The sequence below is a fragment of the Paracoccus jeotgali genome (assembly GCF_002865605.1).
GTDB lineage: Bacteria > Pseudomonadota > Alphaproteobacteria > Rhodobacterales > Rhodobacteraceae > Paracoccus > Paracoccus jeotgali.
In genome coordinates this window covers 711,518-736,869 of record NZ_CP025583.1, presented here as the reverse complement: position 1 = coordinate 736,869, position 25,352 = coordinate 711,518, and the positions used below count along the sequence as shown (strand labels likewise).

The following is a 25,352-nucleotide window of genomic DNA, read 5'->3' as shown; positions in this document are numbered from 1 at the left end:
TTCGCGCGCTAAAGCTATCCCCATGACACAGGAATCGCAACTCTCGCGGCTCGGGCTGTTTGACGCACGTGTGCCGCGCTATACATCATATCCGCCCGCCACCCAGTTCAAGCCGGCGATCGGCCCGGCCGAGGTGGCGGCGTGGCAGGCGGCCATCGCGCCGGGCAGCGCCATCTCGCTTTACCTGCATGTGCCCTTCTGTCGGCGCCTGTGCTGGTTCTGCGCCTGCCGCACCCAGGGCACGCAGTCGGACGACCCCGTCCGCGCCTATGCCGAGGTGCTGCTGACCGAGATCGCGCAGCTTCGCGACCGGCTCGCGCCGGGGATCGAGCTGTCGCGGCTGCATTGGGGCGGCGGCACGCCGACCTTGATGCCGCCCGAGATGATGCGCCGGGTCGCGGGCGCGATCTTCGACGCCTTCCCTCTGGCCGAGGGGGCAGAGTTCTCGGTCGAGATCGACCCCAACGAGATCGACGAGGCGCGGCTGGATGCACTGGCCGAGGCCGGACTGACCCGCGCCAGCATCGGCGTCCAGGATTTCGACCCCGAGATCCAGAAGACCATCGGCCGCGAGCAGAGCTTCGAACTGACCGCGCAGGCGGTCGAGATGATCCGCGTCCATGACATCGCCAGCGTCAATGCCGACATCCTGTTCGGCCTGCCGCATCAGGACAGCGTCCGCATCTCGGATTCGGTGCAGAAGCTGCTGGCACTGTCGCCGGACCGGGTGGCGCTGTATGGCTATGCCCACGTGCCGTGGATGGCCAAGCGGCAGGTGATGATCCCGTCCGACGCCCTGCCCTCGCCCGAGGCGCGGCTGGGTCTGTTCAACACCGCCCGCGACCTGTTCCTGGCCGATGGCTATGACGAGATCGGCATCGACCATTTCGCCCGCCCCGGCGACGGGCTAGCCGTGGCGCAGCGGAACGGCACGCTGCGGCGCAACTTCCAGGGCTATACCGACGATCAGGCCGATGTGCTGGTCGGGCTCGGCGCGTCCTCGATCTCGCGCTATCCGCAGGGTTTTGCGCAGAACGCGCCCGCCACCGGCGCCTATACCAAGGCGGTCCGCGAGGGCCGGATCTCGGTCACGCGCGGCCATGCCTTCAGCCCCGATGACGTGATGCGCGCGCGCATGATCGAGGCACTGATGTGCGATTTCCGCGTCGATGCCGGCGAGATGAAGGACAGCTTCGGCCTTGACGCCAGCGGTCTGGCGCAGATCTTCGCGCCGATCCTGTCGCGGTTCGAGGATATGGTCCAGCAAGAGCCGGATGGCAGCCTGAACGTCCCGCTGCACGGCCGCCCGCTGACCCGGATGATCGCGCGGATGTTCGATGCCTATGACGTGGCGACGACGGGGCATTCGACGGCGATCTGATCGTCCGGAGACAATGACAGGGCCGGGTCTGTGATCCGGCCCTTTTCTTTCAGTATGTTATCCACGATAGTTGGAAGTTGCCGCATCCACCGCTATGAACAAAAGGCCGGATCAGCGATCCGGCCTTTGCTTTTCATATCAGCGCCTTGTCGGCTAGATCTCGACCTTTTCCTATTCCAGCGTCACCGGCTGATCCGTCCCCGGCGCGGCGGGGGGCAGCAGGCCGGGATCGACCGCGGCCGAGGCGACCATACGCTCCAGATCGGCGTCCTGGGTCAGATCGGCAAAGGCGAAACGCGCGGTCAGACTGGCGGGCGACAGCTCGATATCCTTGACCACCTGCGCGCCGGGCGCGGCGGGGCCATAGGTCCGCCCATTCACCGCGAAATAGACCGCGCCAGAGTTTCCCGCCCGCAGGACCGGCGGCTGTTCCAGATTGGGCAGCGCAAAGCGTTCGCCGGCATCCATGGTCTTTTCCAGCAGCACCGTCCCATCGGCCGAGGTGACGCGCACCCATGCCGGGCGCGCGGCCAGCAATTCCAGTTCCGGCGCATCCGGTGCGACGGTGCGGACCGCCATCTGGTCCGCGGGAAGCTGCGGGCCGTAATCGGTGGAACGGGCCAGTTGCCGCGAATCGGTCGGGGCTGCGGGATCGGTGCCGGCGGGGGGCGGATCGCCCGGCAGGCCGGCAAGCTCGGTCAGGCTGGGCAGTTCCGGGTCGATCGAGGCGATGGGCCCGTCCCGCGCCGTCAGCACAGGCACTTCAAGCACTTGCGGGCGATAGATGCGGTCGAGGCCTTCGGGCTGTGGCAGGTTCAGCGCCAGATCCTCGATCTCGCCGGGGATCGGACGGGCGGCGCCTTCGGCCGGGTCGAGGCTGGCGGTGACGCCGGGGGCCTGATCGCCGAGGGTCAGGTTCACCTTCTGCAATTCCTGCAGCACCGACCAGCCGCCATAGCCCAACCCGCTGACCACCGCGATCAGCACCAGCAGCGAGCCGATGGCCCGCGGCTCGACCGAGGACCAGAAGGATTCGCGCTGCGGGATGAACAGCGCGCGCGGGTTGGCCAGCGCCTCGGCCGGGTCCGATGGCCGCCGCTGCGGCTTGGGACCGGCGGCCAGCGCGGACATGCCATGCGTCGGCTGGAACCCAGATTCGGCGCAGAAGCGCTGGAACACCCAATCGGGGTCCATCTTCAGATAGCGCGCATAGGACCGCACATAGCCCGAGATAAAGCTGGGCGCGTCAAAGGCCGAGATATCACAATTCTCGATCGCGGCGATATAGCTGGCGCGGATGCGCAATTCGCGCTGCACATCCAGAAGGGATTTCCCCAAGGTCGCACGCTCGCCACGCATGATGTCGCCCAGCGGCGAGTCATCAAGGTGCAGCCCTGCATCAGCAGCAGAGTCATGCTGTGGCAAAGACTTAGCCGGCAGCCCGATCATTCACGCCTGTCCTGTTTTTATTCTGCCCGTTGCAACCTGCGCGAATCGCAGATTTGCATATCTTCTTTAAGGCAAGGTTATCACAGACGCGAGAGAGGTTCACCCCATGCGCGGGGTCATGCCACCGAAGTCGAACGGTTGAGTTCACATTGCGACCACAGCGCATTCAGGCCCTGAACCAGCCGGTCGATCTGATCGGTGGTGTGGACCGGCGACGGGGTCAGGCGCAGCCGTTCGGTTCCGCGCGGCACCGTCGGAAAGTTGATCGGCTGCACATAGATGCCGCAATCGCGCAGCAGCATGTCCGACAGCAGCTTGCAATGCACCGGGTTGCCGACATGGACCGGCACGATATGGCTGCCATGGTCGATGATCGGCATGCCCAGCCCCTTGAGCCGCATCTTGAGGATGCGCGCATGCAGTTGCTGGGCGTCGCGCAGGCGCTGCCCCTCGGCGCTTTTCAGCAGCTTGATCGAGGCCGCGGCACCGGCCGCCACCGCCGGCGGCAGCGAGGTGGTGAAGATGAAGCCCGGCGCATAGGACCGGATCGCGTCGACCATCTTGTCGCTGGCCGCGATATAGCCGCCGAACACGCCGAAGGCCTTGCCCAGCGTGCCGTTGAAGATGTCGATGCGGTCGCACAGCCCGTCGCGTTCGGCGACGCCGCCGCCGCGCGGACCATACATGCCGACGGCGTGAACCTCGTCCAGATAGGTCAGAGCGTTGAATTCGTCGGCCAGATCGCAGATCGCGGCGATGGGGCCGAAATCGCCATCCATGGAATAGATCGATTCGAAGGCGATCAGCTTGGGCGCCTGCGGATCGTCGGCGGCCAGCAATTCGCGCAGATGGTCGGTGTCGTTGTGGCGGAAGATCCGCTTGGCGCCGTCGAAGCGCTTGATCCCCTCGATCATCGAGGCGTGATTCAGCTCGTCCGAATAGATGATCAGCCCCGGAAACAGCTTGCGCATGGTCGAGAGCGTGGCGTCATTGGCGATATAGGCGCTGCTGAACACCAGCGCCGTCTGCTTCTGGTGCAGGTCGGCGAGCTCGGCCTCGAGCCGCTTGTGATAGATCGTCGTGCCCGAGATGTTGCGCGTCCCGCCAGAGCCGGCGCCGGTCGCGTCAAGCGCCTCGTGCATGGCGGCGAGGACCGTGGGATGCTGGCCCATGCCCAGATAATCATTGCCGCACCAGACGGTGATTTCCTGTTCCTGCCCGTCGGGGCGGGTCCAGACAGCATGCGGAAAGGCACCCTTGCGGCGTTCGATGTCGATAAAGGTGCGATAACGGCCTTCATCGTGCAGCTTGCCGATGGCCAGATCGAGGGCTGATTCATAATCCATCGCGGGGTCCCTTGCCTTGCTATGCTGGGGGCGATCATGTCAGATCGAGCGGACCCCACATTGATAAGGGTCAAACCGGCAAAGGGACAGGGGTAATTTCCCTTTTGTGCCAGACAGATACCGGACGAAAAGACTAAGTGAAAGAGTCAGGAGACCATGACCGACGCGAAACTCGATGAAATCCTCGACCGGCTGGACGCCGATCTTCCCCAGGCGATCGACCGGCTGATGGGGTTCCTGCGCATCCCCTCGATCTCGACCGATCCGGCGCATGACGCCGATGTGCAGCGGGCCGCCGAATGGCTGCGCGACGAGCTGGTGGGTCTGGGCTTTACCGCCGATATCCGCCCCACCAATGGGCATCCGATGGTCGTTGCCTCGACGCCGCAAGGCACTGAACGCACGCTGCTTTTCTATGGTCACTATGACGTCCAGCCGGTCGATCCGCTGCATCTGTGGGACCGCCCGCCCTTTGAACCCGCGGTCGAGGATACGCCCGCCGGCAAGGTCATTCGCGGTCGCGGCGCGTCCGACGACAAGGGCCAGTTGATGACCTTCCTCGAGGCCTGTCGGGCGTGGAAGGCGGTGCATGGCGAGTTGCCGCGCGGGCTGACGCTGCTGTTCGAAGGCGAGGAGGAGTCCGGTTCGCCCTCGCTGATCCCCTTCCTCGAAGAACACCGCGACGAGTTGTCGCAGAGCCTCGCGCTGATCTGCGACACCGCGCGTTACGCCGATGGCCGCCCCGCCATCTCGACCCAGCTGCGCGGCCTGGTGGGCGAGGAGATCATCGTCCGGGGCGCCGACCGCGACCTGCATTCGGGCAGCTTCGGCGGGCTGGCGGCGAACCCGATCCAGATCCTGTGCAACGCGCTGGCGGCGCTGAAGGACAAGGACGGCACCGTCACCCTGCCCGGCTTTTACGACGGCACCACCGATCTGACCGACACCCAGCGCCGCGACTGGGAGGGGCTGGATTTCGACGCGGCCGAGTTCCTGCAGCGCGTCGGCCTGAAGCACCCGGTCGGGGAAAAGGGGCGGATGCCGCTCGAGATGGTGTGGAACCGACCCACGGCCGAGATCAACGGCATCACCGGCGGCTATACCGGCGACGGCTTCAAGACCGTGCTGCCGGCCGAGGCGCGCGCCAAGGTCAGCTTCCGCCTGACCGGCACCCAGGACCCCGCCGCCATCCGCAAGGCGTTCCGCGACCATGTCCGCAGCTTCCTGCCCGAGGATTGCAGCGTCGAATTCGCCGAACATGGCGGCTCGCCCGCCTCGGTCATGGATGTCTCGGACCCGGCCTTTGTCGCCGCGCGAGAGGCCTTGGGTCAGGAATGGGGCCGCGAGGCGGTGTTCATCGGCATGGGCGGCTCGATCCCCGTGGCGGGCGATTTCAAGCGCCTGCTGGGCATGGATTCGCTGCTGGTGGGCTTTGCCCGCGACGATGACCGCATCCATTCCCCGAATGAGAAATACGACGTCGAAAGCTTCGCCAAGGGCGCGCGAAGCTGGGCGCGCATTCTCGCCGCGCTGCGCTGACCGCACCCGCGCCGGGCATCGCCTGCATGGGCCCGCACCCCTTGCAGGTGATGCTTGTCGCGCAGCGGCGTTTTGCCTAGAACCCGACCAACCCGCGACAAGAGGCTCTCATGCTCGACCATCTCGAATTTACCGCCCCCGAAGCCAGGCGCATCGCCGGCGCGACCTCTGACTGGGAGCTGGTGATCGGGCTGGAGGTTCACGCCCAGGTCAGCAGCCGGGCCAAGCTGTTTTCCGGCGCCTCGACCGTTTTCGGGGCCGAACCGAACAGCAATGTAGCCTTTGTCGATGCCGCCATGCCCGGCATGCTGCCGGTGCTGAACGAATATTGCGTCGAACAGGCGGTGCGCACCGGACTGGGGCTGAAGGCCGCGATCAACCTGTTCAGCGCCTTCGATCGCAAGAACTATTTCTACCCCGACCTGCCGCAGGGCTATCAGATCAGCCAGCTTTACCACCCCATCGTGGGCGAGGGCGAGATCATCGTCGACATCGCCCCCGGCGTCGCCCGCCGTGTGCGGATCGAGCGGATCCATCTGGAACAGGATGCGGGCAAGTCGATTCACGACATGGACCCCAACATGTCCTTCGTCGATTTCAACCGCACCGGCGTCGCCCTGATGGAGATCGTCAGCCGCCCCGACATCCGCAGCGCCGAAGAGGCCGCGGCCTATGTCAGCAAGCTGCGCCAGATCATGCGCTATCTGGGCACCTGCGACGGCAACATGCAGAACGGCAATCTGCGCGCCGACGTAAACGTCTCGGTCTGCAAGCCCGGCGCTTATGAGCGGTATCAGGAGACGCAGGATTTCAGCCATCTCGGCACCCGCTGCGAGATCAAGAACATGAACTCGCTGCGCTTCATCCAGCAGGCCATCGAATACGAGGCCCGCCGCCAGATCGCGCTGATCGAGGACGGCAAGCAGGTGGTCCAGGAAACCCGGCTCTACGATCCCGACCGGGGCGAGACGCGCTCGATGCGGTCCAAGGAAGAGGCGCATGATTACCGCTACTTCCCCGATCCCGACCTGCTGCCGCTGGAAATCGAGCAGGCTTGGGTCGATTCGATCAACGCCACCATGCCGGAACTGCCCGACGCCAAGAAGGCGCGTTTCGTGCGCGATCTTGGGCTGTCGGAATACGACGCCGTCGTGCTGACGGCCGAGGTCGAGAACGCCGACTTCTTCGAGGCCGTGGCCAATGGCCGCGACGGCAAGATGGCGGCGAACTGGGTCATCAACGAATTGTTCGGCCGCCTGAACAAGCAGGGGATGGGGGTGGGCGAGTCGCCGGTCTCGGCTGATCAGCTTGGCGGGGTCATCGACCTGATCGCCAAGGGCGAGATCTCCGGCAAGATCGCCAAGGACCTGTTCGATATCCTCTGGACCGAGGGCGGCGACCCGGCGCAGATCGTCGAGGCGCGCGGCATGAAGCAGGTCACCGATCTGGGCGAGATCGAGGCCGCCGTGGATCGCATCATCGCCGAAAACCCGGCGCAGGTGGAAAAGGCCAAGGCCAACCCCAAGCTGGCCGGCTGGTTCGTCGGTCAGGTGCTGAAAGCTACCGGCGGCAAGGCGAACCCGGCGGCGGTGAATGAGTTGGTGGCGCAGAAGCTGGGGCAATAGCCCGCACCGGCCCGCGCCACTGGCCGGGCCGGCGGCAAGACCCTCGACCGAAACCGCGACTCCGGGATGTTCGATGAGCCAGAGCTATGAATACAAGGCCGTTCCTGCCCCGATGAAGGGCGAGAAGGCGCGCGGGGCAAAGACTCCGTCCGACCGCTTTGCGCTGGCGGTCACCGCCGCGATCAACGCCGAGGCCGCCCAGGGGTGGGAGTATCTGCGCGCCGACACCCTGCCCTCGGAAGAGCGCAGCGGGCTGACCGGTCGCACGACGCTGTTCCACAACCTGCTGATGTTCCGCCGCCCGGTTTCGGACGTGAAGGCGCCTGCACCCGAACCGCAGGCGCGTCCCGCCGAACCGCCGCCCCCGCCCGACCCGCAGGCCGTCGCCGCGGCCACCCCGCCGGTCGCCAGCCGCCTGACCACCTCGCCCTCGCCCGAAGTCACGGCGCAGCACAGCTCGCCCGTGTTCTCGGAGCCGATGCGCCCGGCAATCAAGCCGGATGCGGGCGACAAGGCGGGCTGAGGCGGCCTAGGGGTTACGCGGTTAGCGCATGTGTCAGCGTCTCATGCGGCGCGACGCGTGCAGGCCGATCAGGTCGGGGTCGGATCGAAACCGGGTCTCCGCCCCTCTGCGGTCAAGCAACCCGAGCAGGCGCCCCGGCCTAATGCGGCCCGGCGCCGGAAAACAGGTTGATGACCACCACGCCCGAGGTGATCAGCCCGATCCCGATCAGCCCGGCAAGGTCCAGATGCTGGCGCAGAAACAGCGCCCCGATCAGTGAGATCAGTGCGATCCCGGCCCCCGACCAGATCGCATAGACGATCCCCATCGGCATCGACTGCACGACCACCGACAGCGCGTAGAAGGCCAGCCCATAGCACAGCGCCATGATCAGCGTCGGGATCACGCGGGTGAACTGCGCCGATTGCTGCAGTGCCGTCGTGCCCACGACCTCGAGGATGATGGCGCCCCCCAGCCACAGCCAGATCGGCATCAGATCAGCCGCCCCGCCAGCGAGTTCGACGCCGATTCCGTGATCTCGACCTGCACCAGCGCGCCGATCGCGGCCTCGGGCGCCTCGACGAAGACCGAGTGCAGATAGTCCGATTTCCCGATCATCTGCCCGGCCTCGCGGCCCTTCTTCTCGATCAGCACCCCGACACGCCGCCCGACCATGCCCTGCTGCGCGGCCTTTTGCTGCCTGGTCAGCAGCGCCTGCAGCTCTTGCAGGCGGCGGTCCGCGACCTCGGGCGCGACCTCGTCGCGGCCTGCGGCAGGCGTGCCGGGACGGGGCGAGTATTTGAAGCTGTAGGCCATGCCGTAACCCACCGTCTCGATCAGGCGCAGCGTGTCCTGGTGGTCCTGCTCGGTCTCGCCGGGAAAGCCCACGATGAAATCCGAGGTCAGCAGGATGTCCGGCCGCGCCTCGCGGATGCGCTCGATCAGGCGCAGATAGTCGGCGGCATGGTGCTTGCGGTTCATCGCCTTCAGCACCCGGTCAGAGCCGGACTGAACCGGCAGATGCAGATAGGGCATCAGCTTCGGTTCGTCGCAATGGGCGGCGATCAGGTCATCGCCCATGTCGTTGGGATGGCTGGTGGTATAGCGGATGCGGTCGAGCCCGTCGATTTCGGCCACCGCCCGGATCAACCGCCCGAACTGCCATTCGCGCCCGTCCGGCCCCAGCCCGTGCCAGCCATTCACGTTCTGCCCCAGCAAGGTCAGCTCGCGCACCCCGCGCGAGACCAGATCCCGCGCCTCGGCCAGGATCCGCTCGACCGGGCGCGAGACCTCGGCCCCGCGGGTATAGGGCACGACGCAAAAGGCGCAGAACTTGTCGCAGCCTTCCTGCACGGTCAGAAAGGCCGTGGGCGCGCGGCGGGTGTTGCGGGTCTGGGGCAGGTGGTCGAACTTGTCCTCGGCCGGGAACTCGGTCAGCACGGCCGGCCCCTCGCCCCGCGCCATGGCGGGCAGGCGGTGATAGGTCTGCGGGCCGACGACCAGATCGACCAGCGGCATCCGGTTCACGATCTCTTGCCCCTCGGCCTGCGCCACGCAGCCGGCGACGGCGATCTTCAGGTCGGGGCGGTCGGCCTTCAGCGGCTTCAGCCGGCCCAGATCGGAATACAGCTTCTCGGCCGCCTTTTCGCGGATATGGCAGGTGTTCAGCAGCACCATGTCGGCCTGCCCCTGATCCTCGGTCAGGACATAGCCGTCCGCGCCCATCGCCTCGGCCATGCGCGCGCTGTCATAGACGTTCATCTGACAGCCATAGGTCTTGATGAAGAGCTTTTTCGGTTCGGCCATTGGGGGTATCCTTTGCGCGCGCTTCTAGCCGAGATCGCGGGCAAAGCAAAGTCCGTTACAGCCAGCCGCGCCAGACCAGAACCCACAGGATCACCGCCCCCAGAACCAGCAGCCCGAACACCACCGAGGCGGCGAAGTTCGTCGCCCGTTCCTGCACCCGCGTCAGCCGGCCAAAGGGTTTCAGATAGGCGACCAGATCGGCATGGGCCTGGGCTGCCGGGGCGAAATTAGTCTGCCGCGCGATCTTGGGGATGTTGGTGACGGCCTCGGCATCGCGCAGGATCACCGCCTTGCGATACAGCTTGCGCGGCAGCGCCCGGCCCCGGCGCCGCAGCATGACGTCCAGCGTCACCACCTCGCCCCGCCTGACGCCACCGAGGCGCGAGGCCATCAGGACCGCCACCTCTTCGGCCCAGCTTCTGACGTTCAACGGCGTCATCGCACCTCCTGCAATGCCGGCCAGCATAGTCGGGCTGGCAACGGCGGGCCAGCCCGGCTAACCTGCGCGCATGACGGATGACAAGAGCTTGAATGTGATCGTTTCGGGCAGCGACAGCCGCCTGCCGCCGGTGCTGCTGGCGCATGGGCTGTTCGGCTCGGCCAAGAACCTCGGCGGGCTGGCCCGGCGGATGGAGGACAGCCGCCGCGTGATCTCGGTCGACATGCGCAACCATGGTGAGTCGTTTCACGACCCCGATCACTCTTATGCCGCGATGGCGCAGGATCTGGCCGATGTGATCACGCAGCATGGCGGCACGGCCGATCTGGTCGGGCATTCCATGGGTGGCAAGGCGGGGATGCTGCTGGCGCTGACCCAGCCGGCGCTGATCCGTCGTCTGGTGGTGCTGGACATCGCGCCGCTGGCCTATGAGCACAGCCAGATCCGGCTGATCGAGGCGATGCAGGATCTGGACCTGTCGGGCCTGAAACTGCGCTCGGACGCCGATAAAAGACTTGCCAAGGTGGACGAGGCGGGCGTGCGCGCCTTCCTGCTGCAAAGCCTCGACCTGAAAGCCGATCCGGCGCGCTGGAAGCTGAACTTGCCGGTGCTGCACGAACTGATGACGCAGATCACCGGCTGGCCCGAAAACGCCCCGCAGGGCAGCTTTGACGGGCCGACGCTGTTCGTCGGCGGCGCCCGCTCAAACTATATCGAGGCCGAGGGCGAGGCCGCGATCCGCCGCTTTTTCCCGCAGGCCGAACTGCGCAAGATCGACGATGCCGGGCACTGGCTTCATGCCGAACAGCCGCGGCTGGTGGCCGATTGCGTGGCCGCCTTTCTGGCCTGACGCGGGCGTCCGGAACGCGCGCCGTTCCGGCATCGCGCAAACCCTCTTCCCGCGCCCGCGGCGGCCCTGTATAGGCGGCTCATGACCGACCTTGACCTCATCCGCAATTTCTCGATCGTGGCGCATATCGACCACGGCAAATCCACGCTGGCCGACCGGCTGATCCAGCTGACCGGCACCGTCGCCGAACGCGACATGAAGGCGCAGATGCTGGACAGCATGGATATCGAGCGCGAGCGCGGCATCACCATCAAGGCCAACACCGTCCGCATCGCCTATCCCGCAAAGGATGGCCGGACCTATGTTCTGAACCTGATCGACACCCCAGGCCATGTCGACTTCGCCTACGAGGTCAGCCGCTCGATGCGCGCGGTTGAAGGCAGCTTGCTGGTGGTCGACGCGACCCAGGGGGTCGAGGCGCAGACGCTGGCCAATGTCTATCAGGCCATCGACGCGGATCATGAAATCGTGCCGGTGCTGAACAAGATCGACTTGCCCGCCGCCGAACCAGACCGGGTCAAGGAACAGATCGAGGATGTGATCGGCATCGACGCCAGCAACGCCGTCCCGATCAGCGCCAAGACCGGCCTCGGCATCCCCGACGTGCTTGAGGCCATCGTCACCCGCCTGCCCGCCCCCAAGGGCGACCGCGACGCGCCGCTGAAAGCGATGCTGGTCGATAGCTGGTATGACGCCTATCTGGGCGTCGTGGTGATGATCCGGGTCATGGACGGAGTGATCCGCCGTGGCGACCAGGTGAAGATGATGCAGACCAACGCCAGCTATCGGCTGGACAAGCTGGCCGTGCTGACCCCGCAGATGGTAGACATCGCCGAACTGGGACCGGGCGAGATCGGCGTATTCACCGCCTCGATCAAGCAGGTCCGCGACACCCGCGTCGGCGACACCGTCACGCACGAGAAAAAGCCCGCCACCAAGCCCCTGCCCGGTTTCAAACCCGCGCAGCCGGTGGTGTTCTGCGGCCTTTTCCCGGTCGATGCCAATGATTTCGAGGGGTTGCGCGAGGCGATCGAGAAACTCGCGCTGAACGACGCCAGTTTCAGCTACGAGATGGAGACCTCGGCCGCGCTCGGCTTCGGCTTCCGCTGCGGCTTCCTCGGGCTGCTGCACCTAGAGGTGATCCGCGACCGTCTGGAACGCGAATACGATCTGGACCTGATCACCACCGCGCCAAGCGTCGTCTTCCGCCTGCACATGCGCGACGCCGAGGTGCGCGAACTGCACAACCCCGCCGACATGCCCGACCTGACCCTGGTCGATCATATCGAAGAGCCGCGCATCAAAGCCACGATCATGGTCCCCGACGAATATCTGGGCGACGTGCTGAAGCTCTGTCAGGACCGGCGCGGCATCCAGATGGACCTGACCTATGCCGGCAGCCGCGCGATGGTGGTGTATGACCTGCCGCTGGCCGAGGTGGTCTTCGACTTCTACGACCGGCTGAAATCGGTGACGAAGGGCTATGCCAGCTTCGACTATCAGATCAGCGACTACCGCGAGGATTACCTCGTCAAGATGTCGATCCTGGTCAATGACGAGCCGGTCGATGCGCTGTCCATCATGGTCCACCGCGACCGCGCCGAGGCGCGGGGCCGGGTCATGGTCGAAAAGCTGAAAGAGCTGATCCCGCGCCACATGTTCAAGATCCCGATCCAGGCCGCCATCGGCAGCCGGGTCGTCGCACGCGAGACGCTGTCGGCGATGCGCAAGGACGTCACCGCGAAATGTTACGGCGGCGACGCGACGCGCAAGAAAAAGCTGCTGGAAAAGCAGAAGGCCGGCAAGAAGAAGATGCGCCAGTTCGGCAAGGTCGAAATCCCGCAAAGCGCCTTCATCCAGGCGCTGAAGATGGATAACTGACGCCCGATCACCGCATGCGCGGCTTGCGGCCCCGTCGCGAAACGCGACCGCAAAGCCGGCTGGCGCGCTTGCGCGCCCCTGCCTGCCACCCTACCCTGACCCCGTCGCAGGTCCAGCCGCGGCACCTGCCCGATGCGGTTTGATCCGCATCAAGGCAGGATGCCCGCAGAACCAGCATCCTGCGCCTGCGTGTTAAAGGAGACCCAGATGACTCGCCTGTTCATGTTGCTGCTGCCTATCATCATGACCTCACTAGCCGGGATCGGCGTCGTGGTGGTGCTGACCATGGGGCTTTACGACTGGCGCTCGATCCTGATGGCGGCGGGCGCGGGTGCGGTGCTGGCGCTGCCGATCACATGGTTCGTCGCCCGGCAGGTGCGCGGCGCCTGACGCCCTTGCAGATCGCGGCCGCGTCTCACATCATCACCACCAAAAGGGGACCGCATGACCATCGAAGACCGCATCGCACAAGGCAAGGGCGAGGTTCCCGCCGATCTGGTCCTGAAAGGTGGTGAGGTCTGGTGCATGGTCACGGGCGCCCGGATCAAGGGCGACGTCGCCATCTGCGGCGACACCATCGTCGGCATCGGCGCCAGCTATGACGGTCGGCGCCAGATCGACGTCTCGGGCAAGGTGCTGGTGCCGGGCTTCATCGACACGCATCTGCATGTCGAAAGCTCTTGCCTGACCCCGTCGGAATTCGACCGCTGCGTCGCGCCGCGCGGCATCACCACGGCGATCTGCGACCCGCATGAAATCGCCAATGTCACCGGTGCCGCCGGCATTCGCTATTTTCTCGACGCCGCACCCGGGATGCTGATGGACCTGCGGGTCAACCTGTCCTCTTGCGTGCCGTCCTCGTCGCTGGAAACCTCGGGCGCGGCGCTGTCGGCGGATGACCTGCTGGCGCTTGCCGATCATCAGGCCGTGATCGGGCTGGCGGAGTTTATGAACTACCCCGGCGTTCTGGCCCGCGACCCCGACTGCATGGAAAAGCTGCGCGCCTTCGCCGGTCGCCACATCGACGGTCACGCGCCGCTGCTGTCGGGGCGCGACCTGAACGCCTATCTCTCGGCGGGCATCCGCACCGAGCATGAGGCCACCTCGGCCGCCGAGGCCACCGAAAAGCTGCAAAAGGGCATGCGCGTCCTGATCCGCGAGGGATCGGTCTCCAAGGATCTCGACGCGCTCGCGCCCGTGCTGACGCCGCTCACCGCGCCCTACATGTGCCTGTGCACCGACGACCGCAACCCGCTCGAGATCGCCGAGGAAGGGCATCTGGATGCGATGATCCGCCGGCTGATCGGGCATGGCTGCGACCCGCTGGCGGTCTATCGCGCCGCCTCGCTGTCCGGGGCAGAGGCCTTCGGGCTGAAGGATCGCGGCCAGATCGCACCCGGCAAGCGCGCCGATATCGTGGTGCTGTCCGGTGTCGAAAGCTGCGCCGTCGCCCGCGTCTTCTGCGGCGGGGTCGAGGCCACGCCCGACGCCTTTCGCGGCCGCACATCGCCCGCGCCGGTGGGCCTCGGCTCGGTCCATGTCCCGCCCCTTGGCCCCGACAGCTTCCGCCTGCCCGGCGCGGGCCCGACCCCCGTCATCGGCATCCAGCCCGGCCGCATCCTGACCGACCACCTGACGGAAACCATCGCCGACACCGACGGCGACCGCCGCCCCGACCCGTCCCGCGACCTCGCCCGCATCGCCATCGTCGAGCGCCACGGCCGCAACGGCAACATCGCCTGCGGCTTCGTGCGCGGCTTCGGCATCAGCAAGGGCGCCATCGGCTCGACGCTGTGCCACGACCACCACAACATCGCGCTTGTCGGGGTCGATTACGCCGACATGACGCTGGCGGCCAGGCGATTGGGCCAGATCGGCGGCGGTTTCGTGGTGACGCGCGACGGGCAGGTGCAGGCCGAACTCGCCCTACCCATCGCCGGGTTGATGAGCGACCAGCCCTTCGAGGTCATCCATGACGGCCTCGTCAACCTGCGGGCCGCGGCGCGCGAACTGGGCGTGGTGCTGGACGAACCCTTCCTGCAGCTCGCTTTCCTGGCGCTGCCGGTCATTCCGCATCTGAAGATCACCGATCTGGGCATGATCGACGTCGACCGCTTTCAAGTCATCCCGACCGCGCCCGACGCCCAACCTCCCCCCTGACCCCAAGGAGAACCCAATGAAACTCAGCGTCCCCGACATGACCTGTGGCCACTGCAAGGCCGCGATCGACGTGCCGTGACCGAGGCCGGCGGCACCGCGCAGGTCGACCTCGACGCGCACAGCGTCACTGTGGACGGGCTCGACGCCGACCGCGCCATGCAGGTGATTCGCGACGCCGGCTACACGCCGCAGCCCGCCTGACACAAGATATGGGGCGGCCTTGCACCCTCTGGGCCACCCTTGCCCTCAGCCGATGATTGAGAGGCCGCCCCATTCTTGCTAGGCTGATCCCATCGGCCACCGCGCCGCAAAAAGCCGTAAAGGCTCCAGGCAATCTGAGGAGACAGTGATGAACCGCATTCTCATCGCCGCTGCAGCGATCATTCTGACGACGCCGCTGGCCATGGCCGGCCCCATCGACAGCGCCTGCATCCGGTCGGACCGGGGCGCCCGCCAGCCCAATCTGTGCCAATGCGCGCAGCAGGTGGCCAACCAGACGCTATCGCGCGCCGATCAGCGCCTCGCCGCGTCCTTCTTCCGCGATCCGCACCGCGCCCAGGTCGTCCGCATGTCGAAACGCGACGCCGACAACGCCTTCTGGGCGCGCTACAAGGCGTTCGCCGGCGCGGCCGAGGCTTACTGCCGTTAATGCGAATGGTCATCCTGACCGGCGCCGGGATCTCGGCCGAAAGCGGCCTGCGCACCTTCCGCGACGATAACGGGCTGTGGGAGGATCACCACATCGAGGATGTGGCGACACCCGAAGGCTTCGCCCGCGACCCGGAACTGGTCCACCGCTTCTACAACGCCCGACGCGCCGCCGCCGCGGCGGCGCAGCCCAACGCCGCGCACCGCGCCCTCGCGGATCTGCAGCGCCGCCATCAGGTGACGCTGGTGACGCAGAACGTCGACGATCTGCATGAACGGGCCGGCTCGATCGACGTCATCCACATGCACGGGCAGCTGACCCAGGCGCTTTGCGCCGCCTGCGGCCATCGCTGGCCCAGCCCGATGGAAACCGACCTCGCCACCTATTGCCCGGCCTGCAACACCCATGCCGCGCGCCCCGACATCGTCTGGTTCGGCGAGATGCCCTATCACATGGAGAAGATCTGGGAAGCCCTTGAACAGGCAGAGGTATTCGCCGCCATCGGCACCTCGGGTCAGGTCTATCCGGCGGCGGGGTTCGGACAGCACGCCAACCGCGCCGGGGCCCATTGCGTCGAGATCAACCTCGACCGCTCGGCCGTCAGCCGTGACTTTCACGAGCATCTGACCGGCCCCGCCAGCCGCATCGTCCCGGAATGGGTGGCCAGCCTCGGCTGACCCGCTGGCCGCGCGCCTCAGTCGTCGCCGACCTCGGTGCCGCGCCTGCCATCCTCGACCATCTCGATCAGGTGGTCCATGCTCATCGCGGGTTCTGAACAGCCGGCATCACCCACGATCCGCGCCGGCACCCCTGCCACGGTCTTGCAGGGCGGCACCTCGGTCAGCACCACTGACCCCGCCGCAATCCGGCTGGAATGACCCACCCGGATATTGCCCAGCACCTTGGCCCCGGCCCCGATCAGCACGCCTGCCCCGATCTTCGGATGCCGGTCGCCATCCGCCTTGCCGGTCCCGCCCAGCGTCACCGAATGCAGCATCGACACATCGTCCCCGACCACCGCAGTCTCGCCGATGACGATGGAATGGGCGTGGTCGATCATGACCCCCTTGCCGACCCGCGCGGCCGGGTGAATATCCACCCCGAACGCCTCCGAGCAGCGCATCTGCACGAAATAGGCCATGTCGCGCCGCCCCTCGGTCCACAGCCAATGCCCGACGCGATAGGCCTGAAGCGCCTGAAATCCCTTGTAGAACAGCAGCGGCTGGATCAGCCGATGGGTCGCCGGGTCGCGCTCGTACACCGCGCACAGATCCGCCTTGGCCGCCGCGACCAGTTCCGGGCGCGAGGCATAGGCCTCGGCCGCGATCTCGCGCAGCAATTGTGCGCTCATCTCGTCCGAGGACAGCTTCATCGCGAATCGATAGGTCAGCGCCGATTGCAGGTTCTCGTGATGCAGCAGCCCGGCATGGATCAGCGCGCCCAGCAGCGGCTCGGCGGTGATCGCGTCATGGGCTTCGGCGCGGATCTGCGACCAGATGGCCGCGTCGCCCGAGGGCGGCACGACAGAGGTCAGGGGCTGCAGGCTGCGGCTCATCGCGGTCTCCTTTTGACGCAACTTACCGCAAACCCGCGCAGCCGGAAAGCCGTCACCCCGGCAGGCCGAGTTCCAGCCAATGCGCCGCGATCCGCACCCGCCCGCCAGCGAAGTCGCCGCCGGTCGCGGTCAGGATCACCGGCGCAGGCTCCCAATAGGTCAGCGGCTGCGACAGCATCCCTCGCGCCCATGACCCCGCCTGCGTGCCCAGATTCGCGCCAAAGCGGTCCAGCGCGCCCTCGGTCCCCAGCCGCCAGCTGAACAGAGATCCTGTGATCGCCTGCGTCACCCGCGCCGCAACCCCGATCACCATCCCGCCCGGCGGCAGATACAGGGTCGAGGTGACGCTGCCGCCTGACGTCAGATCCAACTCGATCTCTTCCGTCCGCGCCATCAGGGCAGAGCCGAACTGCCCCAGCGTCAGCGCACCCTCGACCCACAGTTCGCCGTCGAACACCGCGCTGACGCCGCGATCAGCCACAAACGCCTGCATCCCGCGCCGCGGCTCGACATAGCTCCACCCGCCGCCATTCGCGGCCATCGCGATGCGCCCGTCCTGCCCGGCCCAGGCCCCGCTCGCGCCCGGCGGAACGCCGTAGCACGCCCCCTCGACCGGCTGGCCGGGGGGCGCGTCAAGCTGCGCGCTTTGCAAGACAAGGTTCACCATGCCGTCCAGCCGGGCCAGCGATTCGTTCACCGTCACATGCTTCTGGGCTTGCGCCGCCTGCACCAGAGGCAGGGACAGTCGGGGGGTCGCGTGATCGGTCATCAAAAGCTCCTTTCGGTGAATAGGCCGGGGCCGTAATCGTCAGAGATCTGCGCCACCGCGACGGTCATCCGCCCGGTCCCGACCAGCGCCAGCAGATCGGCAGGCAGCACCAGCGAGGGCGAGGCGGTGCTGAAATCGCGCGTCACCCCATCCGCGACGACGCGCACCAGATAGGATTCGCGCGCCTCGGCCAGCGGCACCTCGGGCAGATCCCAGCGGTCGCCCTGATGCCGCGTGCGGCGGGTCCAGCGCAGCCGGTCGCCCGACAGCCGCAGGTGACAGGGCGACAACGGCCGCAGCCCGGCACCCCGCGTCGCGGTTTCGCGCAACACATAGCTGGCATCGTCGACCGTCCGCTGCGCCGGACCGACCCGCCAAAAGCGGCGCTGCCCCAGCAGCACCGGGTCCAGCCCCAGCTGCGTCAGCGATTCGTCCAGCACGACGACGACCGATCCGATGGGCCACGCCGCGGGCATCAGCGCATCGGTCCCGCATTGCCCGCGCAACCGCTCGCTCAGCGCCCAATAGCCGGGCGCCAGCGGCACCGCGGCCCGGAACTGCAGGATCTCCCAGTTCTCCGGGCTGCCATCGCCGATCGCGAGACGGTTCGCACCCTGCAGCAGCGACTGCATCGAGACCGACGACAGCGCCCCATCGCTGAACCGCACCCGCAGCGGCTCGCCCCGGTCAAGCAGACCGGACCGCGCACGCGGCAGGACGTTTTCGGTCCGCCCGATCATCGCCCCCTGCGGCAGCGTCGCGTTCAGCATGAAGCCGCCCTCGGCCTCGTCCGAGGCATAGGCGGCGACCGAGCCCGGCCAGGGCTTCGCCGCCACCGCCAGATGCGGCGCGTGCGGCACCTCGGAGCCCCGCATCAGCGGCAGGTCCATGATCAGCGGCAGCACCGGCAAGGGCGGCTGATAGCGCGGCACGCTGATCGCGTGGTCCAGCTGGTCCGCCGGGCGATAGACGCCGGCCTCGGTCCGCACGGCATCGACGGTGACGCTGCCGGCACGCTCGACCCGGTCGATGCGCCAGCGCGTGGGCCCGGCATCGCCGCGCCGGGTCAGGGCGATCACATCCCCCGGCCCGAACCGCGCCTGCGACGGCGGCAGGGTAAAGCGGATCGTGTCGCGGCTGATATGCGATTCCGCCAACCAGCGTTCGGCCACGGCCCGCGCCTCGGGCACGGTCAGCAGCAGCGGGATCTCGCTCTCGGCCACGGCGGGCGAGGGATCGCCCGGCAGCACCGCCTCGACGGTCGAGGTCGCATAGGCATCCCCCACCGCGACATGCGACAGCCGCAGCCGGCCGGTCATCTCGGCATCAGGCGCGCGCACCGTCTCATGCGCCCCGTCCTGCTGTTCGGCCAGCTCCGGCTCGGCCAGGGCCGCCGTCACCAGCCCGTCGCGCATGACAAAGCGCAGCACGCCGTCACGCTCGACCGCGTCGAAACCGTAAGCCAGCATCAGCGGTTGCAGCACCGCACGCGGCGTCTCGCCGCCCTGTGCCACATAGCCCCGCACCACCCCCGACAGCCCCGCGCTGTCGAACGCCGTGACCCCCGCGGCCAGACAGACATCCGCCACGACCGAGGCCAGCGGCACGGCACCGGCGCGCCCGTTCAGCCAATGCCCCCGCTCCCACGCCGGACCATCGGCCCACAGATCGACCCGTCCCGGAAAGGCCGGAAAGGGTCGCGTGTCCCAGCACCAGACATGGGCGCGCGACATGTCGACCATCGGCCCGCCATAGACGCCGATCGGGTTGTTCGCCGGATCGCCCCAATAGCCGGTCAGCGCCCGCAGATAGGCCGCCTGCACCACATCGTCGCGCCGCCCGGTCGAGTAATAGGGCAGCATCGATTCCGAGCTGTTGGCGTCCAGGAACTTGTTCGGCTGGTTGGTCGCCTTGTCCAGCGCCGCGCAGCCGATCTCGGTGAACCAGAACGGTTTTGATCGCGGCACCCAGGCAGTCGCGACCGCGCTCCGCTCGCCCAACGGCCGGTCGTGATGCGGACGCGACCACCAGTTCAGCAGATCCTTGTAGCGCCACAGCCACGGTTCCTGATGGGTGCCGTCGGTGATGGGCGTGCGGATCTGCGCCTCGCGATGGGCGGGATCGGCATAATACCAGTCATAGCCCTCGCCCCCCGCGACCTGCGATTCCAGATAGCCGGGCGCGTCGATCCGGCCCCAATGGGCATCCAGATGCTCCTCGCCCTCGCGCCAGTCGGAGAGCGGCATGTAGTTGTCGATGCCGATGAAATCGATATTCGCATCGGCCCAAAGCGGGTCGAGGTGAAAGAACGCCTCGCCGCCGCCGGGGTGATAGCCATAATACTCCGACCAGTCGGCGGCATAGCTGATCTTGACCGACGGCCCCAGAATCGCGCGCACATCCGCCGCAAGCGCCCGCAGCGCCGCGACAGCCGGAAAGCTGTTTCCCGGCCCGCGCAACTGCGTCAGCCCGAGCATTTCCGAGCCGATCAGGAACGCGTCCACCCCACCCGCCAACGCGCAGAGATGCGCGTAATGCAGGATAAAGCGGCGATAGCTCCACTCGGTCGGGCCGCTATAGATCACGCGGCCGTCGCGCACGGAAAAATCGTCGCGGGCGGCGGTGCCGAAGAACCGCGCGATATCGGCGGCGTTCTCGGCGCTGCCGTCCGGGCTGCCCTCGCGGCCCGGTGCGATCTCGGCGGTGATGCGACCGCGCCAGGGCATGACCGGCTGATCCGCCGCGCCCGACCACGGATCGGGCCGGCCGTTCCCGGCTAGCTGCTCCATCAGGATAAAGGGATAGAAGACCGGCTTGCAGCCTTCCGCACGCAGCGCCCGCAGCGCCTCGACAACCGAGGCATCGGCAGGCGTCCCGCCATAGATCGGCCGATCGTCCTTTCGCGCCACCATCTGCGCCTGCGCCCGACCGATCCCGCCCGCGCGCCATTTCATCGCATCGCCGTCGCGGCCGGTATCTTCGACCTTGGGCCGCAGGGTGCAGTGACCGACGCGCAGATCGTCCCCGAACCACGACACCACCAGCGACACCGACCTCGCCCGCGGCAGCTCCCGACGCAGACAGTCCAGCGAGGCCAGAAAATCCGTCCGCGCCAGCGCCGTGGCGCTGTTCGCCGCCGCCCGCGCACCCAGACCCAGATCATAGCTGACCGGAGTCGTCGCCAACGAATACTCGCCCGTGCCGGGGATCATCGCGACCGCCTGCACCTGCTGCGACAGATCGCCGCCGCTCTGGCTGGCGCGCGTGACCTCAAAGCTCAGCTGCGGCAGGCGGTTGCCCCATTTCTCCAGTGCCAGTTCCTCGATCACCACATAGGCCGTGCCGCGATAGGCGGGCGCGGCCTCGGCCTCGTGGGCGGCGATGCAGGGGTCGGGCTGCTGATCCTCGCTGCCGGTATAGACCCGCATGTTCATGTCAGAGGGCGCGACTTCCTCGCCATCCGCCCAGACCCGCCCGATGCCCAGGATCGGCCCCTCGCAGAGCGCCAGCGCAAAGCTGAGCCGATACGAGACATTCGTCACCCGCGGCGCCGTCCCCTTCCCCGCCTTGCGCGAAGACGAGATCTCGGTCAGCGGCGCGGCCCAGATGACGTGACCCGGCAGGCGCATCTGCCCCCAGACACGCGGGATCGACACGCCCTCGCCGGTGGTCTGGAAGCGCAGCCGGTCGATGCGGCCGGTCTCGACCGCCTGCGCGCCGCCGCCCAGCAGCCGCTGATCGATGACCCGGCCGACAGTGGCGCCGATGGCGCGGCCGATGACCGCCCCGCCCAGGCCCAGAACAGTGCCGCCAAATCCTGCCCCCAGCGAGGCACCGACAGCGGATAACAGGATCGTCGCCATGGCGAACTCCTTGCGTGGTCAGGGAAAGCGGAAGCGCGCGGCGATCCGCTGGCGCCACGGCGTCGAAAGCGGGCTTTCGGTGACGCCGTGGCGGTCATAGGCGTGGATGAAGGCGGGCCGTGCGCCGACGGCCGAGACGATGCCCAGATGCTTGGCCACCGCGCCGCTGCGCATCCGGAACAGCAGCACCTGCCCTAGCTCGTCGGCCTCATTATCAGGCAGCAGGTTGCGCCGGGCGCCGGCCAGCAGCAGCTCGGCCCCGTCATACTCGCCCCAATCGGGCGTATAGGCCGGCGCGGCCTCGGGCTCGCACCCATGCAACTCGCGCCAGATGCCCCGGATCAGGCCCAGGCAATCGGCGCCCGCGCCCCGGACACTCGCCTGATGGACATAGGGCGTGCCGATCCAGGCGCGGGCGATGTGGACGACGTCAGACCTCGACAATGCCACCCCCCTCGCGGAACTTGCGCAGGATCTCTTCGGAGCGACCGCTCTCCTTGCCCGGCGCCATCAGCCAATCCTCTTGCGGCAGATGCGGAAAGCCGCGAAAGTTCAGATAGTTGTTGAACTTCAACCGACAGGTCTCCGCCGCCTTGTCACAGCCCGCGATCAGCTTCACCCGGTCGCCCGGCGCAGGCAGGATGCCGGTCTGGGTCCACAGATCGACCTCGCGCTGGCCCTGCGGCAGCGCCCGGTCGTTCTTGACATGCCCCGACAACCCCTCGGCCGCGCCAGAGGTCAGACGCAGCATCCCCCGCTCGAACCACCGATCAGAGAACCCCTCAAGCCCGCCCAGCCGCAGCCGACCGCCCTCGACCGAAACGACATGCCCCTCGCCCGTCAGCCCCGGCCGCGTCAGATCGACCTTGCAGGCGCCATCGCCCAACACGGCTGAACAGCGCGGATGGAACACCCGCCCCATCGGCCGGTTCAGCGCCTCGGCCAGCCCGCGCAGCTCGGCCTTGAAGGCACCGCCGCTGCGCGAGACCTCGCCCAGATGCCCGCGAAACACCAGCCGGTGCTGGTCCGGCGCCTGCCAGTCCACATCCCATTGCCGCAGCTCCGCCCCGTCCCAGCGGCCGGCCAGGATGTCGCGTTCGGTGATCGCCTCATCCGACAGGGCACCCACGGCCTCGGTATTGTCGACCGACAGCCCCGCGCCCTGAACCACTGCCTGCGCCGTCAGACCGGCGCGGGGACGGAACACCACCCCGGCGAAGCGCAACTCGCCATCGTGGTCGGTGAAGCCCAGAACCACGCCATCCTTGCGCGTGATCGCCCAGGCGCGCGCCATGCCCGTCGTCGTCATGGCCGCACCTCGATCACCGGAACCTGCGGCATGTCGCCCGCCTGAAACGACGCGACCGAGACCGCGATCCGGTCGGTGTCGAAGCGGACCGGGACGTCGAATTCGAACCCCGCCGTGATCTCGGCCCCCGGTCCGGCGGCGGTGGTCAGGCTGATGATGCCGGTCGCCGGGTCGACGTGGAAATCCAGCCCCTCGCGCTGCGGCTCGCCGCCCACGCCCAGCAGCACCGTGCCCAGCACCGGCTTCAGGATCGGCCGGAAATAGCGCCCCGGCCCCGAGGCGTAGGCCTTGCACAGCTGGAACTGCTGCAACCGGCCGTCGCCGACCCCGATCTGCTGGTCGGTGAACTCTGGCGCGCGGCTCGGCGCGCAGCTTTTGTAATCGGCCCAGTCCTTCCAGCGAAAGCCGTGCAGCTGCCCGCCCCGCCCCTCGAAAAACGCGATCAGCGCCGCGATGTCGTCCAGCGAGCGCAGCCCCAGCCCGGCATCGTAATGGCGCCGCGAATGGGCCCAGGGGGTGTTGCGCTCCTCGTGGCCGTTGGTCAGCGTGACGATCTCGGTCCGCCGCTCGGGCCCGCCGACCGACCCGAAGGAAAGGTTGGCCGGAAATCTGATCTCGTGGAACATGATGCCTCACATATTTCGCTGGCCGCGCGCCAGCAGCCGGCCCATCTGCGCGGCGATCTGGCTTTGCGACCGGGCAAACCCCGCCACATCGGGCGTGTTGACGGTGATGTTGACGCTGACCGGCCGCGAAGTGCCGCCCGCCGCCGCGACCCCCAGCCGCCCATCGGCGCCCCGCGTCAGCGGCATGATCGCCTCTGGCCCGGCCTCGCCCATCAGCCCGGTCCCGCCGCGCATGTGAAAATGCGTGGGCTGCGAGACGACGCCGCCCTTGGCAAAGGCCGTGACCCGACCCTGGGCAAACGCCCCGCCCTTGGCAAACGGCAGCGGCTCACCGCCCGCCCCGCCGCCCAGCGACTGCGACAGCGCCGCCGAGACCGCGTCCTTGATCGGCTTCATCGCGATCGAATAGGCCGTGTCGGACATGCTGCGGGCAATGCCGGTCAGCGCGTCGCTCAGCTTCATGCCGTCAAAGATCAGCCCGTCAAAGGCCCGTTTCAGCCCGCTGGTCATGCCATTGGCAAAGCTGTCGGCCTCGCGGCTGGTCAGCAGCATCGACTGCTGCATCCGACCCAACTCCGCCGACAGCACCGCCGTCATTTGCGAGGACTTGTCGTATTCCTGCTCCAGCATGTCGCTGTCGCGGTCAAATCCGTTCCGGTCCGCCATCTTCCGTCTCCTTGCTCGGGGGGCGGTCGGGCCACAGGCGGCTCAGCGCCTCCAGCCGCGACCGGCTCATCGGGGCCGCATCGGGTTCGATCCCCAGCATCAGCGCCAGTTCCGCCGGGGTCAGCTGCCAGAACTGGTCCGGCGTCAGGCGCAAACCGGCAAGGCCCGCGCGCATCAGGCCGGGCCAGTCCAGCCCGCCGCTCATGCCGGGGGCAGCGCGAAGGCCCGCGCCAGCAGCATGCCGGCTGCCCGCGCCGCACCGATCGGCCCGCCCGCGACATCGGCGGCCAGCAGCGCCTCGCGCGCACCGCGCCAACCGCCACCGCGCAACCCCGCCTCGATCACCGCGATCACGTCGCGGGCCGAGAACCGCCCCTCCTCGAACCGCGCCGCCAGTTCGACCAGCGAGCCGGTCTGCAGCGCCGCCTCCAACTCTGCCAGCGCGCCCAGCGTCAGCCGCGCGGCATGCGGCACCCCGTCCAGCGTAACCTGGACCTCACCACGCATCGGGTTGACCATCACAGCGCCAGAAAGCTCAGCGCACCTGCGCTGGCGAGTGCGATCTCATAGGTCGCCTCGCCGTTATGGCTGCCTGCATATTCCAGCGAGGTGATCTGAAACGGCCCCTCGACAATGCCGAAATCGGGGATGATGACCTGGCAGCGCGGCACCTCGCCGTCGAAAAACACCTGCCGCGCCCGGCCATCGGTCACCGCGTCGCGAAACACCCCCGACCCCGAGATCGAGGCCGAGCGCACCCCGCCCCGGCGAGCAGTTCGCGCCAGCGGCCTTCGCTTTCCAGGCTGGTGACATCGATGCTTTCGGCGTTGAAGCCGATCCGGGTTGCCCGCAGACCGGCCACGGTCTCGAACTCGCCTGCCCCGGTCATGTCCATCTTGATCAACAGATCGCGTCCGTTTTGAACCGCCATGTTTGC

25 protein-coding genes and 1 pseudogene are annotated in these 25,352 nt (G+C 67.5%); 11 read left to right on the top strand and 15 right to left on the bottom strand.

Features of this window, described 5'->3' with window-relative positions:
• The first annotated feature begins 22 nt into the window (after positions 1 to 22).
• Entirely contained in the window at positions 23 to 1,381 is a 1,359-nt protein-coding gene (hemN, locus tag CYR75_RS03725; RefSeq protein ID WP_101498901.1) for an oxygen-independent coproporphyrinogen III oxidase, read from the top strand.
• Positions 1,382 to 1,552: 171 nt separating this feature from the next.
• Here the strand turns inward: hemN and CYR75_RS03720 are convergent, their stop codons facing one another.
• Positions 1,553 to 2,740: a helix-turn-helix domain-containing protein gene (locus tag CYR75_RS03720; RefSeq protein ID WP_101500852.1), complete on the bottom strand. Its 1,188-nt coding sequence runs from the start codon at positions 2,738 to 2,740 to the stop codon at positions 1,553 to 1,555.
• Between the two features lie 206 nt (positions 2,741 to 2,946).
• The gene (gene hemA / locus CYR75_RS03715; RefSeq protein WP_101498900.1) at positions 2,947 to 4,176 is read right to left on the bottom strand and encodes a 5-aminolevulinate synthase; all 1,230 of its coding nucleotides are present in this window, start codon (positions 4,174 to 4,176) and stop codon (positions 2,947 to 2,949) included.
• 156 nt (positions 4,177 to 4,332) lie between these two features.
• Here hemA and CYR75_RS03710 point away from each other — a divergent pair, with 156 nt between their 5' ends.
• The 3 genes from CYR75_RS03710 (at position 4,333) to CYR75_RS03700 (ending at position 7,863) form a co-directional block, all read left to right on the top strand.
• The gene (locus CYR75_RS03710) at positions 4,333 to 5,715 is read left to right on the top strand and encodes a M20/M25/M40 family metallo-hydrolase (protein WP_101498899.1); all 1,383 of its coding nucleotides are present in this window, start codon (positions 4,333 to 4,335) and stop codon (positions 5,713 to 5,715) included.
• A 110-nt stretch (positions 5,716 to 5,825) separates the two neighbouring features.
• On the top strand, positions 5,826 to 7,340 hold the full coding sequence (gene gatB / locus CYR75_RS03705; RefSeq protein ID WP_101498898.1) for an Asp-tRNA(Asn)/Glu-tRNA(Gln) amidotransferase subunit GatB: 1,515 nt from the start codon (positions 5,826 to 5,828) through the stop codon (positions 7,338 to 7,340).
• A 73-nt stretch (positions 7,341 to 7,413) separates the two neighbouring features.
• Positions 7,414 to 7,863, top strand: a complete 450-nt coding sequence (locus CYR75_RS03700) for a DUF4177 domain-containing protein (RefSeq protein WP_101498897.1) — start codon at positions 7,414 to 7,416, stop codon at positions 7,861 to 7,863.
• A gap of 139 nt (positions 7,864 to 8,002) precedes the next feature.
• Here CYR75_RS03700 and CYR75_RS03695 read toward each other — a convergent pair whose 3' ends face one another.
• Genes CYR75_RS03695 through CYR75_RS03685 form a run of 3 tightly spaced genes read right to left on the bottom strand, consistent with a single transcriptional unit; the run spans position 8,003 to position 10,087 of the window.
• The gene (locus CYR75_RS03695; RefSeq protein ID WP_101498896.1) at positions 8,003 to 8,335 is read right to left on the bottom strand and encodes a DMT family transporter; all 333 of its coding nucleotides are present in this window, start codon (positions 8,333 to 8,335) and stop codon (positions 8,003 to 8,005) included.
• Positions 8,335 to 9,648 (bottom strand): tRNA (N6-isopentenyl adenosine(37)-C2)-methylthiotransferase MiaB, encoded by a 1,314-nt coding sequence (gene miaB, locus CYR75_RS03690; protein WP_101498895.1) that lies wholly within the window; start codon positions 9,646 to 9,648, stop codon positions 8,335 to 8,337. The genes CYR75_RS03695 and miaB overlap by 1 nt, the downstream gene beginning before the upstream one ends.
• 55 nt (positions 9,649 to 9,703) lie before the next feature.
• Positions 9,704 to 10,087: a hypothetical protein gene (locus CYR75_RS03685; RefSeq protein WP_101498894.1), complete on the bottom strand. Its 384-nt coding sequence runs from the start codon at positions 10,085 to 10,087 to the stop codon at positions 9,704 to 9,706.
• Between the two features lie 70 nt (positions 10,088 to 10,157).
• Here CYR75_RS03685 and CYR75_RS03680 point away from each other — a divergent pair, with 70 nt between their 5' ends.
• From CYR75_RS03680 to CYR75_RS03650, 7 genes are all read left to right on the top strand, one after another.
• A complete protein-coding gene (locus CYR75_RS03680; RefSeq protein WP_101498893.1) occupies positions 10,158 to 10,937 on the top strand; it encodes an alpha/beta fold hydrolase in 780 nt (259 codons plus the stop codon).
• An 81-nt stretch (positions 10,938 to 11,018) separates the two neighbouring features.
• Complete coding sequence (lepA, locus tag CYR75_RS03675; RefSeq protein WP_101498892.1) at positions 11,019 to 12,818, top strand: translation elongation factor 4; 1,800 nt, start codon at positions 11,019 to 11,021, stop codon at positions 12,816 to 12,818.
• 207 nt (positions 12,819 to 13,025) lie between these two features.
• Positions 13,026 to 13,208, top strand: a complete 183-nt coding sequence (locus CYR75_RS03670) for a hypothetical protein (protein ID WP_101498891.1) — start codon at positions 13,026 to 13,028, stop codon at positions 13,206 to 13,208.
• A gap of 54 nt (positions 13,209 to 13,262) precedes the next feature.
• Entirely contained in the window at positions 13,263 to 14,978 is a 1,716-nt protein-coding gene (gene ade, locus CYR75_RS03665) for an adenine deaminase (protein ID WP_101498890.1), read from the top strand.
• Between the two features lie 75 nt (positions 14,979 to 15,053).
• Positions 15,054 to 15,179: a hypothetical protein gene (locus CYR75_RS16580; RefSeq protein ID WP_264080902.1), complete on the top strand. Its 126-nt coding sequence runs from the start codon at positions 15,054 to 15,056 to the stop codon at positions 15,177 to 15,179.
• Positions 15,180 to 15,327: 148 nt separating this feature from the next.
• On the top strand, positions 15,328 to 15,627 hold the full coding sequence (locus CYR75_RS03655) for a hypothetical protein (RefSeq protein WP_101498889.1): 300 nt from the start codon (positions 15,328 to 15,330) through the stop codon (positions 15,625 to 15,627).
• Entirely contained in the window at positions 15,627 to 16,304 is a 678-nt protein-coding gene (locus tag CYR75_RS03650; RefSeq protein ID WP_101498888.1) for an NAD-dependent deacylase, read from the top strand. The genes CYR75_RS03655 and CYR75_RS03650 overlap by 1 nt, the downstream gene beginning before the upstream one ends.
• A 17-nt stretch (positions 16,305 to 16,321) precedes the next feature.
• On the opposite strand, the gene cysE is transcribed toward CYR75_RS03650, so the two are convergent.
• The 10 genes and pseudogenes from cysE to CYR75_RS03600 all read right to left on the bottom strand — a co-directional run bounded on the left by cysE (position 16,322) and on the right by CYR75_RS03600 (position 25,346).
• Positions 16,322 to 17,182, bottom strand: coding sequence for a serine O-acetyltransferase (cysE, locus tag CYR75_RS03645; protein ID WP_101498887.1), 861 nt, complete (start codon positions 17,180 to 17,182; stop codon positions 16,322 to 16,324).
• A 52-nt stretch (positions 17,183 to 17,234) separates the two neighbouring features.
• Complete coding sequence (locus CYR75_RS03640; RefSeq protein ID WP_101498886.1) at positions 17,235 to 17,951, bottom strand: DUF2793 domain-containing protein; 717 nt, start codon at positions 17,949 to 17,951, stop codon at positions 17,235 to 17,237.
• Positions 17,951 to 21,814 (bottom strand): baseplate multidomain protein megatron, encoded by a 3,864-nt coding sequence (locus tag CYR75_RS03635; RefSeq protein ID WP_101498885.1) that lies wholly within the window; start codon positions 21,812 to 21,814, stop codon positions 17,951 to 17,953. Before CYR75_RS03635 ends, CYR75_RS03640 begins: the two co-directional genes overlap by 1 nt.
• A gap of 18 nt (positions 21,815 to 21,832) precedes the next feature.
• Entirely contained in the window at positions 21,833 to 22,258 is a 426-nt protein-coding gene (locus CYR75_RS03630) for a C40 family peptidase (protein ID WP_101498884.1), read from the bottom strand.
• The gene (locus tag CYR75_RS03625) at positions 22,245 to 23,123 is read right to left on the bottom strand and encodes a DUF2163 domain-containing protein (RefSeq protein WP_101498883.1); all 879 of its coding nucleotides are present in this window, start codon (positions 23,121 to 23,123) and stop codon (positions 22,245 to 22,247) included. Before CYR75_RS03625 ends, CYR75_RS03630 begins: the two co-directional genes overlap by 14 nt.
• Positions 23,120 to 23,752 (bottom strand): DUF2460 domain-containing protein, encoded by a 633-nt coding sequence (locus CYR75_RS03620; protein WP_101498882.1) that lies wholly within the window; start codon positions 23,750 to 23,752, stop codon positions 23,120 to 23,122. Before CYR75_RS03620 ends, CYR75_RS03625 begins: the two co-directional genes overlap by 4 nt.
• A gap of 3 nt (positions 23,753 to 23,755) precedes the next feature.
• Entirely contained in the window at positions 23,756 to 24,415 is a 660-nt protein-coding gene (locus CYR75_RS03615) for a phage tail tape measure protein (RefSeq protein WP_101498881.1), read from the bottom strand.
• Positions 24,393 to 24,620 (bottom strand): rcc01693 family protein, encoded by a 228-nt coding sequence (locus tag CYR75_RS03610; RefSeq protein WP_101498880.1) that lies wholly within the window; start codon positions 24,618 to 24,620, stop codon positions 24,393 to 24,395. The genes CYR75_RS03615 and CYR75_RS03610 overlap by 23 nt, the downstream gene beginning before the upstream one ends.
• Entirely contained in the window at positions 24,617 to 24,934 is a 318-nt protein-coding gene (locus CYR75_RS03605; RefSeq protein ID WP_101498879.1) for a gene transfer agent family protein, read from the bottom strand. The genes CYR75_RS03610 and CYR75_RS03605 overlap by 4 nt, the downstream gene beginning before the upstream one ends.
• Positions 24,934 to 25,346: pseudogene (locus tag CYR75_RS03600) on the bottom strand (phage major tail protein, TP901-1 family). The gene CYR75_RS03605 and the pseudogene CYR75_RS03600 overlap by 1 nt, the downstream one beginning before the upstream one ends.
• Between the last annotated feature and the right edge of the window lie 6 nt (positions 25,347 to 25,352).